Annotated in this window: 14 protein-coding genes; 12 read left to right on the forward strand and 2 right to left on the reverse strand. The window is 58.9% G+C overall.

Annotated features, from left to right (window positions below; all coding sequences use genetic code 11):
• Window positions 1–18: 18 nt before the first annotated feature.
• Window positions 19–1,389, forward strand: a complete 1,371-nt coding sequence (locus OLX72_RS16090) for a class II 3-deoxy-7-phosphoheptulonate synthase (protein ID WP_114870169.1) — start codon at window positions 19–21, stop codon at window positions 1,387–1,389.
• A gap of 16 nt (window positions 1,390–1,405) precedes the next feature.
• Here the strand turns inward: OLX72_RS16090 and OLX72_RS16095 are convergent, their stop codons facing one another.
• Window positions 1,406–2,137, reverse strand: coding sequence for a PAS domain-containing protein (locus OLX72_RS16095; RefSeq protein WP_254684766.1), 732 nt, complete (start codon window positions 2,135–2,137; stop codon window positions 1,406–1,408).
• Window positions 2,138–2,408: 271 nt separating this feature from the next.
• On the opposite strand from OLX72_RS16095, the gene OLX72_RS16100 reads away from it, so the two are divergent.
• The 11 genes from OLX72_RS16100 to phoB all read left to right on the forward strand — a co-directional run bounded on the left by OLX72_RS16100 (window position 2,409) and on the right by phoB (window position 13,094).
• Window positions 2,409–3,299, forward strand: coding sequence for a YicC/YloC family endoribonuclease (locus OLX72_RS16100; RefSeq protein ID WP_114872255.1), 891 nt, complete (start codon window positions 2,409–2,411; stop codon window positions 3,297–3,299).
• Window positions 3,300–3,301: 2 nt separating this feature from the next.
• Complete coding sequence (gmk, locus tag OLX72_RS16105; RefSeq protein ID WP_254684765.1) at window positions 3,302–3,958, forward strand: guanylate kinase; 657 nt, start codon at window positions 3,302–3,304, stop codon at window positions 3,956–3,958.
• Window positions 3,955–4,479 (forward strand): gamma carbonic anhydrase family protein, encoded by a 525-nt coding sequence (locus tag OLX72_RS16110; RefSeq protein ID WP_114870168.1) that lies wholly within the window; start codon window positions 3,955–3,957, stop codon window positions 4,477–4,479. Before gmk ends, OLX72_RS16110 begins: the two co-directional genes overlap by 4 nt.
• 5 nt (window positions 4,480–4,484) lie before the next feature.
• Entirely contained in the window at window positions 4,485–5,672 is a 1,188-nt protein-coding gene (locus tag OLX72_RS16115) for a trans-sulfuration enzyme family protein (RefSeq protein WP_433989089.1), read from the forward strand.
• A 21-nt stretch (window positions 5,673–5,693) separates the two neighbouring features.
• Window positions 5,694–6,770: an ATP-binding protein gene (locus OLX72_RS16120; protein WP_114870166.1), complete on the forward strand. Its 1,077-nt coding sequence runs from the start codon at window positions 5,694–5,696 to the stop codon at window positions 6,768–6,770.
• Window positions 6,771–6,893: 123 nt separating this feature from the next.
• Complete coding sequence (locus tag OLX72_RS16125) at window positions 6,894–7,949, forward strand: substrate-binding domain-containing protein (protein WP_114872253.1); 1,056 nt, start codon at window positions 6,894–6,896, stop codon at window positions 7,947–7,949.
• Between the two features lie 80 nt (window positions 7,950–8,029).
• Window positions 8,030–9,511, forward strand: coding sequence for a phosphate ABC transporter permease subunit PstC (gene pstC / locus OLX72_RS16130; RefSeq protein WP_114870165.1), 1,482 nt, complete (start codon window positions 8,030–8,032; stop codon window positions 9,509–9,511).
• Window positions 9,508–10,860 (forward strand): phosphate ABC transporter permease PstA, encoded by a 1,353-nt coding sequence (pstA, locus tag OLX72_RS16135; RefSeq protein ID WP_433989090.1) that lies wholly within the window; start codon window positions 9,508–9,510, stop codon window positions 10,858–10,860. The genes pstC and pstA overlap by 4 nt, the downstream gene beginning before the upstream one ends.
• A 15-nt stretch (window positions 10,861–10,875) precedes the next feature.
• Window positions 10,876–11,673 (forward strand): phosphate ABC transporter ATP-binding protein PstB, encoded by a 798-nt coding sequence (gene pstB / locus OLX72_RS16140; protein WP_114870163.1) that lies wholly within the window; start codon window positions 10,876–10,878, stop codon window positions 11,671–11,673.
• Between the two features lie 12 nt (window positions 11,674–11,685).
• Window positions 11,686–12,393, forward strand: coding sequence for a phosphate signaling complex protein PhoU (gene phoU, locus OLX72_RS16145; protein WP_114872252.1), 708 nt, complete (start codon window positions 11,686–11,688; stop codon window positions 12,391–12,393).
• Window positions 12,394–12,404: 11 nt separating this feature from the next.
• A complete protein-coding gene (phoB, locus tag OLX72_RS16150) occupies window positions 12,405–13,094 on the forward strand; it encodes a phosphate regulon transcriptional regulator PhoB (RefSeq protein WP_114870162.1) in 690 nt (229 codons plus the stop codon).
• A 3-nt stretch (window positions 13,095–13,097) separates the two neighbouring features.
• On the opposite strand, the gene OLX72_RS16155 is transcribed toward phoB, so the two are convergent.
• Window positions 13,098–14,009 carry a LysR substrate-binding domain-containing protein gene (locus OLX72_RS16155; RefSeq protein ID WP_114872251.1) on the reverse strand — a complete coding sequence of 304 codons (912 nt, stop codon included), beginning with the start codon at window positions 14,007–14,009 and terminating at the stop codon, window positions 13,098–13,100.
• Between the last annotated feature and the right edge of the window lie 104 nt (window positions 14,010–14,113).

Genomic DNA, 14,113 nt, shown 5'->3' on the forward strand with positions numbered 1-14,113 from the left:
AAAGACCGGAGAAATGCAATGGGTGAATGGCAGAAATCGGACTGGCGCAACAAGCCACGGATCCAGATGCCGGACTATCTGGACAGCGCGGCGCTGAATGCAGTCGAGGCGCAATTGTCGAAATATCCGCCCCTTGTGTTTGCCGGAGAGGCGCGGCGCCTGAAATCGCATCTGGCGGCTGCATCGCGGGGCGATGCATTTCTGCTTCAGGGCGGGGATTGCGCCGAAAGCTTTGACCAGTTCAGCGCGAACGGCATCCGCGATACGTTCAAGGTAATGCTGCAAATGGCGATGGTTCTGACCTATGGCGCCAAGGTGCCGGTGATCAAGGTGGGCCGCATCGCGGGCCAGTTCGCCAAACCGCGCAGCGCCCCGACAGAAGTGATGGAAGGCGTGGAACTGCCCAGTTACCGTGGCGATATCATCAACGAACTGGCCTTTACCGAAACCGCGCGTGTCCCTGATCCGTCCAAAATGTTGCAGGCCTACACACAGGCTGCGGCAACGCTGAACCTGTTGCGCGCCTTTTCAACGGGGGGTTATGCGGATGTGCATCAGGTACATGCGTGGACGCTGGGCTTTACCGAAGGCGAAAAGGCGGCGCGCTACCGTGAACTGGCCAACCGGATCAGCGATACGCTGGATTTCATGGCGGCTGCGGGGGTAACGCAGGAATCGGCCCACACGTTGCAGTCGGTTGAATTCTACACCAGCCACGAAGGCTTGCTGCTGGAATACGAGGAGGCGCTGACGCGGCTTGATTCGACATCCGGCAAATGGCTGGCCGGGTCGGGCCACCTGATCTGGATCGGTGATCGTACCCGCCAACCCGATGGCGCACATGTGGAGTTCTGTCGCGGTGTGATGAACCCGATCGGGCTGAAATGTGGGCCTTCGATGACATCCGAAGATCTCAAGGCGCTGATGGCCAAGCTGAACCCCGCCAACGAAGCAGGCCGGTTGACCCTGATCGCGCGCTTTGGGGCGGGCAATGTCGGGGATCATCTGCCACGTCTGATCAAGACAGTTCAGGAAGAAGGCGCCAACGTGCTTTGGACCTGCGATCCGATGCATGGCAACACGATCAAATCGTCGACCGGGTACAAGACACGTCCGTTTGAATCCGTGCTGCGCGAAGTGCGCGAGTTCTTTGATGTGCACGGTGCCGAAGGCACGATCCCCGGTGGGGTGCATTTTGAAATGACAGGGCAGGATGTGACCGAATGCACCGGTGGCGTGCGTGCTGTCAGCGAAGAAGACCTGTCAGATCGCTATCACACCGCCTGTGATCCCCGCCTGAATGCCAGCCAGTCTCTGGAACTTGCGTTTCTGGTCGCCGAGGCGCTTTCGGCGTTCCGGACGAAACGTCAGTCGCGCGAAGCCATCTGAACCGTCCGCGCGGCCTTTAGTCGTCGCGCGAGACAACGCGCAGATAGGGCACCTTTGTCGGTTTCGCGCCGGCAAGGGGCGCGCTGGCTTCGGCAAAACCGGGGATGGAATGCGCCGGGTCTTTTCGGGTCTGGCCGTAATTGAACGCGGGCGTGGCAAAAGTGGGCTGCCCCAGACTCCGTTTCTGTGTCGCGCGCACGTCAAAGCGGCGGGTTTTGCGGCCAATGTCGCCCTTGGCGACAAGACAGCCGAAAATACGGCTGACTTCGCCCAGATCGCTTTCCATCGGCAGTAGCACCATACGGGCGTCGAGCGGTGGACGCCCGATGCCGCGTTCGCCCGTCAGCGCCAGATCGACAATGGCGGGATCGTCAAAAACGGATTCTATTGTCCGTTCCAGCGCCGTGCGCCCGGCAGGGGTGAAAAACGCCGTGATCGGCATGCCGCGCACCTCCATTCCCATCAGGTCGGACAGGTGTGATCCGGCCACCCGCATCCGTGCAAGGCCGGGTGCGATCCTTTCCAGAACAAAGGCATATTCCAGAATATTTTCGATGCCGCGCGGATCGATATCCGAACGTTTCGGCAACCCGTTGTCGCTGCGCAGCGCCTCCCAATAGGCGATGGCCTGCTGGATGGCGGAAAAGCGGTTGTCGGATTGAAACCGGTCCATCACGACAAGATTGCCCTTGCGCAGCTTTTGCGGGCCTTGTGGTCGGGTGAAAGTGACATGGTTTTGCTGGTCCATGGGTTTGCCCTTTCTGCCGCTTTGTCTGCGACATATTTTTCGGGCTTTGGTGTCGCCTGTGCCGGGGGACAGGCGCTGGTTCCATTAACCCTATCTACACAAAGATTACTGAAGTCTTAATATCGGCAAAGCTTCCCGTGGTGGGGCAAAAAATCACTTACTGGTTAATTATCCACGGCGAGTGAAAGACAATTGGTGGGCAACAACCCTTGCCCAGACCATGCAGATTGCCGTAGGTGCAAGGCAGAGATTTCAGACGGGGAACCGCAACGTGATTACTTCGATGACGGGCTTTGCATCGGCGCAGGGGGAACTGGCCCCTTACAGATGGGTTTGGGATTTGCGCAGCGTCAATGCCAAGGGGCTGGATCTGCGCCTGCGGGTGCCGGACTGGATCGAAGGGCTGGAGACAGCATTGCGCGCACAGCTTGCCAAATCGGTTATCCGTGGCAATGTCAGCCTGTCCTTGCGGGTGCAGCGGGACGACGCGAATGCGGCAGCATCGCTGAATACGGACCAGCTGAACGCGGTTCTTATCGCCATGGCCGAAGTCGAAGCACAGGCGATGGAGCGGGGTCTGTCCCTTGCGCCGTCCAAGGCATCCGATATCGTGGCGCTGCGCGGCGTGATGGACGCGGCCGCAACGCCGGATGATACCTCTGCCCTGTCCACGCAGTTGCAGAAAGATTTTGCGGCACTGGTGTCCGCCTTTGTGGATATGCGCCGCGCGGAGGGCCAGGCGCTGGAACAGGTCTTGCAAGAGCAGCTGAGCCAGATCGAAACCCTGACCGCTGCGGCGGCAGAGCGCGCGGAAGTGCGCAAGGGCGACGTGGCGCAAACCCTGCGTGCCAATCTGGCGCGGGTTCTGGACAATTCCGAAGGCGCCGATGCGGACCGCGTGGCACAGGAACTGGCGATCCTTGCCGTCAAAAGCGACGTGACCGAGGAAATCGACCGGCTGTTTGCCCATGTCGGCGCGGCGCGTGATCTGCTTGGGGCCGGCGGGTCGGTCGGGCGCAAGCTGGATTTCCTGATGCAGGAATTCAACCGCGAGGCCAATACATTGTGTTCCAAGGCGCAATCAAGCGATCTGACAAAGATCGGACTGGACCTGAAGGCGGTGATTGACCAGATGCGAGAGCAAGTACAGAACGTGGAATAGATATGAATGTTGAACCGAAAATGCCCCGCCGCGGGCTGCTGATCATTTTGTCGTCGCCGTCGGGCGCGGGCAAATCAACGTTAGCGCGCCGGTTACGCGACTGGGATCCCAGTATCTGTTTTTCGGTGTCCGCCACTACCCGTCAGGCGCGTCCGGGGGAAGAGGACGGGACAGATTATCATTTCGTGTCGGAAAACATGTTCAAAAGCGCAGTGGCCGACGGCAAGATGCTGGAACATGCGCATGTGTTCGGCAACTTTTATGGCTCTCTGCTTGCGCCGGTGGAAAAGGCCATCGGGGCTGGTCAGGATGTTCTGTTCGATATTGACTGGCAGGGTGCGCAGCAAATCCGCAATTCCGCGCTGGGTCAGAACACCCTTTCGATCTTTCTGCTGCCCCCTTCGATCACCGAACTGCGCCGCCGGCTGGAAGCGCGCGGGCAGGATGATGCCGACACCATCGCGCGGCGTATGCAGAAAAGCTGGGATGAGATCAGCCATTGGGATGGCTATGATTTTGTACTGATCAACGATGATCTGGATGCAACGGAAGAACGTTTGAAATCCATCGTGACCGCCACGCGGCTGCGCCGCAGTCAACAACCCGGGCTGACGGATCACGTCCGCGCCCTTCAAGCCCAATTCGAGGACCTATCATGACACTATATCAACTGGACGGTCACGTGCCGAACCTGCACGAAGATACATGGGTGGCGCCGGATGCCAACCTGATCGGACGGGTTGTATTGCACGCCGGTGCCTCTGTCTGGTTTGGCAGCACGCTGCGCGGCGACAATGAACAGATCACCGTGGGGCAGGGCAGCAATGTGCAGGAAAACTGTGTGTTTCATACCGATATGGGCTTTCCGTTGATGATCGGTACCAATTGCACGATTGGCCACAAGGTGATGCTGCACGGGTGTACCATTGGCGACAACACATTGATCGGAATGGGTGCGATCATCCTGAACGGTGCCACGATCGGGAACAATTGCCTGATCGGGGCGGGCGCGCTGATCACCGAAGGCAAGGACATTCCCGACGGATCGCTGGTAATGGGATCGCCCGGCAAGGTGATGCGCCAGCTGGATCAGACCGCGATTGCCGGCCTGACGGACAGTGCCGTGCATTATCAGGACAACATGCGCCGGTATCGCGCCGGCCTGACGCAGGCAGACTGAACAACATGAGAAACGAAAAAGGATCGCTGATCCGCCCCGTCCCGTTGCCCGCCAGCGCCAGCCGCCCTGTGGTCACGCCGCTTTCGCCTTCGGTGGTTTACGCCAGCGAAACGCCGGATCAGCTGGATGCCCAATATGAAGGGCACCTGCACGGCTATACATATTCGCGCGAAGGCCACCCGAACGCCGATGTCGTCGCGGCGCGGCTGGATGCGATGGAAGGGCAAAGCGGCGGTACCGTCACAGGGTCCGGTATGGCGGCGGTGACAGCCGCGCTGATGGGGCTGCTGAGCGCGGGGGATCATGTGATTGGCGGCAACCAGCTTTACGGGCGCTCCTTGCGCCTGATGAAAGAAGATCTGCCGCGTCTGGGAATAACCACATCGCTGGCTGATCCCGGTGACGTGGCCGCGATCAAGGCGGCAATCACACCGCAAACGAAAATGATCCTGATCGAAGTCGTCTCCAACCCGACCTTGCGGGTGGCAGACGTGAAAGGCATCGCGGATCTGGCCAAGGCGCACGGCATTCTGCTGGCGGTCGACAATACGTTCACCACCCCGCGCAGTTTCCGACCCTATGACTACGGGGCCGATATCGTCATTCATTCGCTGACCAAGCTGCTGGCGGGCCATTCCGATGTGATGCTGGGTTATGTGTCGGCCCGTGATCCGGACCTTTCGCAGAAAATGCGGGTCTTTGCCGTGACAACCGGCCTGTCGGCCAGCCCGTTTGATTGCTGGCTGTGCGAACGCGGCATGCTGAGCTTTGATCTGCGCTATGACCGCGCGCAGGATACGGCGATCCGGCTGGCGGATCATCTGGCCACCCTGAAGGGGGTGAAACGGGTGATCTATCCGGGGCGTGCGGATCATCCCGATGCCGCGCGGGCGCGTGAATTGCTGGGCGCGCAAACCTGCAACATGGTCAGCTTTGAACTGGACGGCGGGCGGGCCGCGGCCAATGCGTTTACCCGCGCCGCCGACGGTTTGAGCTTCGCGCCGACTCTGGGCGATGTGGGAACAACGCTGTCGCATCCGGCATCGTCTTCGCACCGCGCCCTAAGCGTTGACGAGCGTGCGGCGCTTGGCCTGTCCGAAGGGTTCTTTCGTGTGTCTGTCGGATTGGAAGACCCCGACGCGCTGATGGCTGTGTTCACCGACGCCGTGGCCGCCACGCGCGATCTGGCCTGACCGGTCAGGGGGGCGGGCAGGATGTACCTTGGTGATCTGCGCGCCTTGCTCGATTCCATGCCGCTGCCGGCCCTGATGGTGGATCGGGACGAACGGATCGCGGCGTCAAACGCGCTGGCGCGCACGCTGTTGGGTCAGCAGATTGACGGGCGCAACTATGTGACCATGCTGCGCCAGCCCGCCACGCTGGATGCGATTGAAAGCACTTTGCGTGATCGCCAGCCCCGTAGCGCGCGATATCTGACCAACGATGGCGCGCAGGATATTACTTACAGGGTCACATGCCGTTTCGTGGATGCGCAGATTGATCCGGACACCGCAGGCGTGTTGGTCAGTTTCGAAGATATCAGCCATCTGGAAAGCGCCAGCCAGATGCGGCGCGATTTTGTTGCCAATGTCAGCCATGAACTGCGCACACCGCTGACCGCGTTAATGGGGTTCATCGAAACCCTGCTGGGATCGGCGCGCGATGATCCTGCCGCGCGCGAACGGTTCCTGAAGATCATGGCCGGAGAAGCAGGGCGGATGAACCGTCTGGTCGGGGATTTGCTGTCGCTTAGCCGGGTCGAGGGCGACGAACGTGTGCGTCCCAAGGGGCAGGTGAATATCGGTGATCTGATCGGGTCTGTGATCCGGTCGCTGAAGCCGCTTGCGGACGAGGGCAAGGTTGAGATCACGCTTGAGGCGCCGGACGATCCGGTCGTCATCACCGGCGATTCGGACCAGTTGAACCAGGTGTTCACCAATCTGATCGAAAACGCATTGAAATACGGTGGCAGCGGTGGCGTTGTGACGGTTCGAATGGTCCAGTCGGAACGTGACCCGACATTACGCGCGCCCGGAGTGCGTATTCAGGTGATCGACAAGGGGCCGGGCATCGATCCGGTGCATCTGCCGCGCCTGACAGAGCGATTCTATCGCGCAGACAGTCACAGAAGCCGCCAGCTAGGTGGCACGGGGTTGGGTCTGGCCATCGTAAAACACATCATAAACCGTCATCGCGGGCGTTTGCGCGTTGAAAGCGATCTGGGGCAAGGGTCTGTTTTCACGGTGATATTGCCGATTTCGCAGGAAATTACCCCGACGTCAGCGCAATAATTCCTGCCGAATCCGGCAAGTGTCACACAGACGTTACAAAACTATCACAAAACCTCCGTGCAAGCCCGATAGACGGGCCGCAAGATCATCATGGGGGTGATCATTCCAATACAGGAGACTGAAATGTCTTACTTCAAACTGACGGCGTCCGCGTTGACCATCGCCGCCGTATCCGCAACCACTGCTGCTGCACGCGATCAGGTACAGGTTGCCGGTTCTTCGACTGTTCTGCCTTACGCGTCGATCGTGGCCGAAGCATTCGGTGAAAACTTTGATTTTCCGACACCGGTCGTTGAATCGGGTGGATCATCGGCAGGCCTGAAACGGTTTTGCGAAGGTGTTGGCGAAAACACCATCGACATTGCAAACGCATCGCGCCAGATCAAATCGTCCGAACTGGAAGTGTGCGCCGCAAATGGTGTGACCGACATTATCGAAGTGCGCATTGGCTATGACGGCATCGTGTTCGCCTCGGATATCGACGGCAACTCCTTTGAATTCACGCCGGTCGACTGGTATCGCGCAATCTCGGAAAATGTTGTCGTTGACGGACAGATCGTTGCCAACCCGTACACAATGTGGAACGAGGTTAACCCCGATTTCCCCGCGCAGCCCATTCAGGCTTATGTTCCGGGCACCAAGCACGGCACGCGCGAAGTGTTCGAGGAAAAAGTGATTTTGGCCGGCTGTGAAGAGACCGGCGATTTCGAGGCGTTCCTTGCCGTTGCCGAAGGCGACAGCGACAAAGCCAAGAAAAAGGCTGCCGAGAAAGCCTGTATCGGTCTGCGCACCGATGGCCGTTCGGTCGATATCGATGGTGATTACACCGAAACTCTGGCCCGCATCGAAAGCAACAAAGACGGTATCGGCGTGTTCGGTCTGGCGTTTTATGAAAACAACACAGACAAGCTGCAAGTGGCAACCATGTCGGGCATCGTACCTTCGGTCGACTCGATCGCGACAGGTGAATATCCAGTGTCCCGCCCGCTGTTCTTCTACGTCAAGAAAGCGCATATCGGTGTCATTCCCGGCCTGAAAGAATTCGCGGAATTCTTCGTCGCGGATGAGATCGCCGGCCCTGACGGCCCGCTGGCTGAATACGGTCTGGTTGCCGACCCCGAATTGGGCAAGACACAGACCAACGTGGCTGACGAAGCGGTTATCGGCACCAACAGCTGATCGCCTGAAACAACTGGGGGCCACCTACCGGGTGGCCCCGCAAGTGTTGAATACTTTTCCCGACCAAAACGGAGCGCGTCATGAACGACACCGGTTTTCTTGTTCTTGTTGTGCTTGCGTTGACGGCAATCGGGTATGTTCTGGGGCGCAGTCGCGCACTGTCATCCGCGGGTGGCGATGCACGCAGGCTGCACTCCCTTCCATCCTATTACGGTTCAAACGTTGCACTGTTCACCGCCATTCCCGCGTTGCTGATCCTAGCGGTGTGGATGCTGGCACAGCCCATGCTGATTGACAGTCGCGTTTCCCAGATGATCCCCGACAGCGCGATATCCGAAGGGTCCTCTCTTGGTCTGGTGATGTCGGATGTGCAACGCGTGGCGGACGGCATTGATTTTGCCGTTGCGCAGGGCGCAATGACCGAAGACGCCGCAAGCGATCTGAATGTAGATGCAACAGACATCCGCGCACGACTGGCCGAAGTGGGCGTGGCGCTGGGATCGGATGTGGAAGCGCCGGTTCTGAAAGCGGCGCAAGCCTATCGCAAAATGTCCACGACCGGACAGACGTGGCGGATGATTGTGGTTCTGGGCCTGGCGATTGGCGGGCTGGTTCTGTCACTTCGGCCGACAAACAAGGATTTTCGCGCGCGCAACGTGGTGGAACGCGCTGTTTTGTGGCTGCTGATGCTGGCGGCTTCGCTGGCGATCCTGACAACCGTTGGCATCGTTTTGTCGATGCTGTTTGAAACGATGAACTTTTTCGGGCTGCATTCGTGGCGTGATTTCTTTTTTGGCGGCACTTGGGCACCCAATTTCAGGGGCGACAGCGATCTGTCGATCCTGCCGCTGTTGTGGGGAACGCTGTATATTTCGATCATCGCGCTGGCGGTTGCGGTGCCGATCGGGCTGTTTTCGGCGGTGTACCTGTCTGAATATGCCGGGCCCAAGACGCGCGCCTTTGCCAAGCCGCTGCTGGAAATTCTGGCCGGCATCCCGACAATCGTTTACGGCCTGTTCGCCTTGCTGACCGTTGGCCCGATGCTGGTGCGGTTTTTTGGCCGCGGCGAAGATGGTGTTCTGGGCGTCGAATGGATGACCGGCGCAACATCGGTGCTGACGGCGGGGCTGGTGATGGGCATCATGCTGATCCCGTTTGTATCATCGCTGTCTGATGACATTATCAACGCGGTGCCCCAATCCATGCGCGACGGGTCGCTGGGGCTGGGCGCAACGCGGTCGGAAACGATCCGGCAGGTGGTTCTGCCTGCTGCTTTGCCGGGGATTGTGGGTGCGATACTTCTGGCGGCCAGCCGTGCCATCGGGGAAACCATGATCGTGGTTCTGGGGGCGGGGGCGATTGCCAAATTTTCGATCAACCCGCTGGAATCCATGACCACCATTACAACACGCATCGTCAGCCAGCTGACGGGCGATGGCGATTTTGCCAGCCCTGAAACCCTGGTGGCCTTTGCCCTGGGTCTGACCCTGTTCGTTCTGACGCTGGGGTTGAATGTTCTGGCGCTTTATATCGTGCGCAAATACCGGGAGCAGTACGAATGACCGATATCACGCCCATGGGCGCCGCCGCGCCGTACAAACACGGATCACTGCTGCAACTGGATGAACGCACCCGCAAGCGCAATGCGGCCGAGGCGCGGTTTCGCGCTTACGGTCTGGCGGCGATCGGGTTCGGGTTGCTGATGCTGATCATTCTGGTTGCGACCATCGTGTCGCGCGGCACCGGCGCGTTCCAGCAAACCTTTGTTGAACTGGATGTCGAACTGCTGGAAGACAAACTGGACAAGAACGGTAACCGCGATCTGGAAGAGATCGCCAAAGTGTCGACATTTGGCTATGCCCCGCTGATTCAGGCGGCGTTTGAGGCAAAAATTGACAACCTTGGCATTGAAACGCCCCTGAAGAAAAAGGAAATGGCCGGACTTTTGTCAAAAGGGGCTGCCGCGCAGTTGCGGGATTACGTTCTGGCGAACCCCGACAACATCGGCCAGACCATTTCGTTCGAATTTCTGGCCTCAAGCCGCGTTGACGGATACATGAAAGACCGCGTCAGCCGCGACAGCATCGCCAATGACAAGAACATATCGGCGGAACAGCTTGATTTTGTGGATCAATTGGTTGCCGCCGGTTCGTTGAACAAACGGTTCAATCTGGCCTTCATCACCGGAGCGGATGCGTCCGACCAGCGCCCCGAGGCCGCAGGCATGGGGGTTTCGATGATCGGGTCGTTCTTCATGATGCTGGTGGTTCTTGCGCTGGCTCTGCCCATCGGGGTGGCCGCGTCGATCTATCTCGAGGAATTTGCGCCCAAGAACCTGCTGACCGACATAATCGAAGTCAACATTTCGAACCTGGCGGCGGTGCCGTCGATCGTGTTCGGGATTCTGGGTCTGGCGGTGTTCATCAACTATATGCACCTGCCGCAATCGGCCCCGCTGGTGGGCGGGCTTGTCCTGACATTGATGACATTGCCGACGATCATCATTTCCACGCGCGCGTCGCTGAAATCCGTGCCCCCGTCCATACGGGATGCCGCACTTGGCGTCGGGGCGTCAAAAATGCAATCGGTGTTCCACCATGTGTTGCCACTGGCCGCACCGGGCATTCTGACCGGCACCATCATCGGGTTGGCGCAGGCACTGGGCGAAACGGCACCTTTGCTGTTGATCGGGATGATCGGGTTTATCGCATCCAACGCACCGGATACGATTGCGGAAGGGTTGATGTCGCCGAATTCGGCGATGCCGGCGCAGATTTACGAATGGGCCAAACGTGCGGACCCCGCGTTTTACGAACGGGCGTGGGGGGGTATCATCATTCTGCTGCTGTTCCTTGTCACCATGAACACAGTCGCGGTTATTCTGCGCCGTCGTTTTGAGCGACGCTGGTAGAGAGGATCTGATACAATGAATGATATGAGAATTGCGGAGAGAACCTTGGACACACATAACGTCAAAATTCAGGCCAAGGACGTGAATGTCTATTACGGTGATACCCACGCCATCAAGGATGTGAGCGTTGATATTGAAGATAAAACCGTCACAGCGTTCATCGGGCCGTCAGGGTGTGGGAAATCAACTTTTCTGCGTTGTATCAATCGGATGAACGACACAATTGATATCTGCCGCGTGACCGGCGATATTCTGATCGAAGGCGAGGATATTTACGACAGGAAAGTCGATCCGGTGCAGTTGCGTGCGATGGTCGGCATGGTGTTTCAGAAACCCAACCCGTTTCCGAAATCGATTTATGACAATGTCGCATATGGCCCGCGCATTCACGGGTTGGCGCGGTCGAAATCCGATCTCGACGAGATTGTGGAAAAATCCCTGCGCCGCGGCGCGATCTGGGACGAGGTCAAAGACCGCCTGCATGCGCCCGGCACCGGCCTTTCGGGCGGGCAGCAGCAGCGGTTGTGCATCGCGCGTGCGGTGGCCACCGAACCGCAGGTTTTGCTGATGGACGAACCGTGTTCGGCGCTGGATCCGATTGCCACGGCGCAGGTCGAGGAACTGATCGACGAATTGCGCCAGAATTTCTCGGTCGTCATCGTGACCCATTCGATGCAGCAAGCCGCGCGGGTCAGTCAGAAAACGGCCTTTTTCCATCTGGGCAATCTGGTGGAATACGGCGAAACAGGGCAGATTTTCACCAATCCCGAAGATCCGCGCACAGAATCCTACATCACCGGCCGGATCGGCTAAGGGAGCATGACCATGCAGGAACAACATATCGCATCGGCCTTTGACCGCGATCTTGAGGCCATTCAGGCGCAGATCATGAAAATGGGCGGTCTGGTCGAATCCGCCATTCTGGACGGCGCGAATTCGCTTGAAAACCGCGACGAGGAACTGGCCGAACAGGTCCGCGCCGCGGACAAGGCGATTGACGCACTGGAGGAACTGATCAACGAGGAAGCGGCCCGCGTCATCGCGCTGCGCGCCCCCACGGCGGTGGATTTGCGCCTGATCCTGTCCGTGATCAAGATCAGCGCCAACCTGGAACGCATTGGCGATTATGCAAAAAACATGGCCAAGCGCACTGGTGTTCTGGCCCAGATGGCACCGGTTGACGACAGTGCCGGTGCGTTGCGTCGCATGGCCAAAGAGGTCGGTGTGATGCTAAAGGACGCGCTCGATGCGTATATTCACCGGGATGCGGAACTGGCGCTTGATGTTATCGGGCGTGATCGTGACGTGGACCAGATGTACAATGCCCTGTTTCGCGAATTCCTGACGTTCATGATGGAAGATCCGCGCAACATCACCGCCTGCATGCATCTGCATTTCATCGCCAAGAACATCGAACGGATGGGCGATCATGTAACTTCAATTGCGGAACAGGTTGTCTATCTGGTCACCGGTGAAAAACCCGAAGACGACCGCCAGAAGGCAGACAGAACATCGATTGAACTGGAAGGATAAGGATCGGGACCATGGCCGTTGATCAGCCCTGTATTCTACTTGTTGAAGACGAACACGCGCAGCGTGAAGTGCTGGCCTACAACCTTGAGGCTGAAGGTTTTCGGGTGGTCAGCGCCGAAAACGGCGAAGAAGCACTGCTTCTAGTGGACGAAAACCTTCCCGATATCATCGTGCTGGATTGGATGATGCCCAGCCTTTCGGGGATCGAGGTGTGCCGCCGGCTGAAAATGCGCCCCGAAACCCGCAGCATCCCGATCATCATGCTGTCGGCCCGTTCCGAAGAGGTGGACAAGGTGCGCGGGCTTGAAACCGGCGCGGATGATTACGTGGTCAAACCCTACTCGGTGGTTGAATTGATGGCCCGCGTGCGCACGCAATTGCGACGCGTGCGCCCGTCGACCGTTGGCCAGCGACTGGAATTCGAAGATATCGTACTTGATGCGGAAAGCCACAAGGTCAGCCGTGGCGGCGACCAGATCAAGCTGGGCCCGACCGAATTTCGCCTGCTCAGCACGTTCATGGAAAAGCCCGGCCGCGTCTGGAGCCGTGAACAACTGCTGGACCGGGTCTGGGGACGTGACATCTATGTTGATACCCGCACCGTCGATGTTCACATCGGGCGCTTGCGCAAGGTGCTGACCCAGCATGGCGGGCAGGATCCGGTGCGTACGGTGCGCGGTGCAGGGTACGCGCTGGGGTAGGAATCAGCGCGGCAGGGTGTCTTCATCCTCGGCCTGGCCTTCCAGCCAATCACGAAACGCCCGCAACGCGGGATCGCGATCCTTGTTGATTGGCCAGACCAGATAATATGCCCCCAGCGATCGCAGGGGCCCGCCATGGGCCACAACCAGACGGCCCGCCGCAATGTCCTGCTCCACAAGGTAATCCGGCAGCAGCGCCACGCCCAGCCCGTGCAGGGCGGCCTGTGTGATGGTCGAAAACTGGTCATACATCGTACCGCCCAGACTGTGCGCATCCGTCACTCCGTGGCTTTCCAGCCATTGCGCCCAGGCCCGCGGGCGCGTTTCGATGTGCAGCAGGGGCAGCGATGCGATATCGCGGGCATGATGCAGCGGCCCGGTTTTCAGAACGGATGGCGCACAGACCGGTATCACCTGTTCGGTCTTAAGCCGCAGACCGTGCGTTCCGGGCCAGCCGGAATCGCCGAAATGTATCGCTGCATCAAGGGATTGTTCGGCAAAGTTGAACGGAACCAGCCGCGTCGACATGTTCAGGGTAATGTCGGGGTGACGCTGGGCAAAATCGGGCAGGCGGGGCACCAGCCAGCGCATTCCGAACGTCGGCAGAATGCCAAGCGTCAATTGCCCGCCGGTGGCGCGCGTCTGCACCTGTAGCGACGCCTGTGCGATCTGTCCCAGTGCCTGACGCAGATCGGCGGCGTATTTCTGCGCTTCGCCGGTCAGCATCATCCGTTTCTTTTCGCGAATGATCAGCGTCGTGCCCAGCTGCTTTTCCAGGGTCTGCAATTGCCGGCTGACCGCGCTTTGGGTCAGCGCCAGTTCGTCGGCCACAGCCGATGCGCTGCCCAGCCTGTCCAGCGCTTCCAGCGCGCGCAGGGACGCGATCGAGGGCAAAAAACGGCGCGGGCCTATCATGTATTCCATTTCCTCATGTTATCAGGCGGAATTGTAACTGTATTTTGCCTGCTCTTTGCCGTATGACGGCGCAAATGGCAAATCTTTACGCATAAAACTCATAA

It is taken from the genome of Sulfitobacter sp. TBRI5 (genome assembly GCF_051013555.1).
GTDB lineage: Bacteria > Pseudomonadota > Alphaproteobacteria > Rhodobacterales > Rhodobacteraceae > JL08.

Coding starts and splice junctions, on each gene's coding strand:
- gmk (WP_254684765.1), top strand. CDS start 3,302: ATGAATGTTGAACCGAAAATGCCCCGCCGCGGGCTGCTGATCATTTTG.
- OLX72_RS16095 (WP_254684766.1), bottom strand. CDS start 2,137: ATGGACCAGCAAAACCATGTCACTTTCACCCGACCACAAGGCCCGCAA.
- OLX72_RS16155 (WP_114872251.1), bottom strand. CDS start 14,009: ATGATAGGCCCGCGCCGTTTTTTGCCCTCGATCGCGTCCCTGCGCGCG.
- pstB (WP_114870163.1), top strand. CDS start 10,876: ATGAATGATATGAGAATTGCGGAGAGAACCTTGGACACACATAACGTC.
- pstA (WP_433989090.1), top strand. CDS start 9,508: ATGACCGATATCACGCCCATGGGCGCCGCCGCGCCGTACAAACACGGA.
- phoU (WP_114872252.1), top strand. CDS start 11,686: ATGCAGGAACAACATATCGCATCGGCCTTTGACCGCGATCTTGAGGCC.
- OLX72_RS16110 (WP_114870168.1), top strand. CDS start 3,955: ATGACACTATATCAACTGGACGGTCACGTGCCGAACCTGCACGAAGAT.
- OLX72_RS16120 (WP_114870166.1), top strand. CDS start 5,694: ATGTACCTTGGTGATCTGCGCGCCTTGCTCGATTCCATGCCGCTGCCG.
- phoB (WP_114870162.1), top strand. CDS start 12,405: ATGGCCGTTGATCAGCCCTGTATTCTACTTGTTGAAGACGAACACGCG.
- OLX72_RS16090 (WP_114870169.1), top strand. CDS start 19: ATGGGTGAATGGCAGAAATCGGACTGGCGCAACAAGCCACGGATCCAG.
- OLX72_RS16125 (WP_114872253.1), top strand. CDS start 6,894: ATGTCTTACTTCAAACTGACGGCGTCCGCGTTGACCATCGCCGCCGTA.
- OLX72_RS16115 (WP_433989089.1), top strand. CDS start 4,485: ATGAGAAACGAAAAAGGATCGCTGATCCGCCCCGTCCCGTTGCCCGCC.
- pstC (WP_114870165.1), top strand. CDS start 8,030: ATGAACGACACCGGTTTTCTTGTTCTTGTTGTGCTTGCGTTGACGGCA.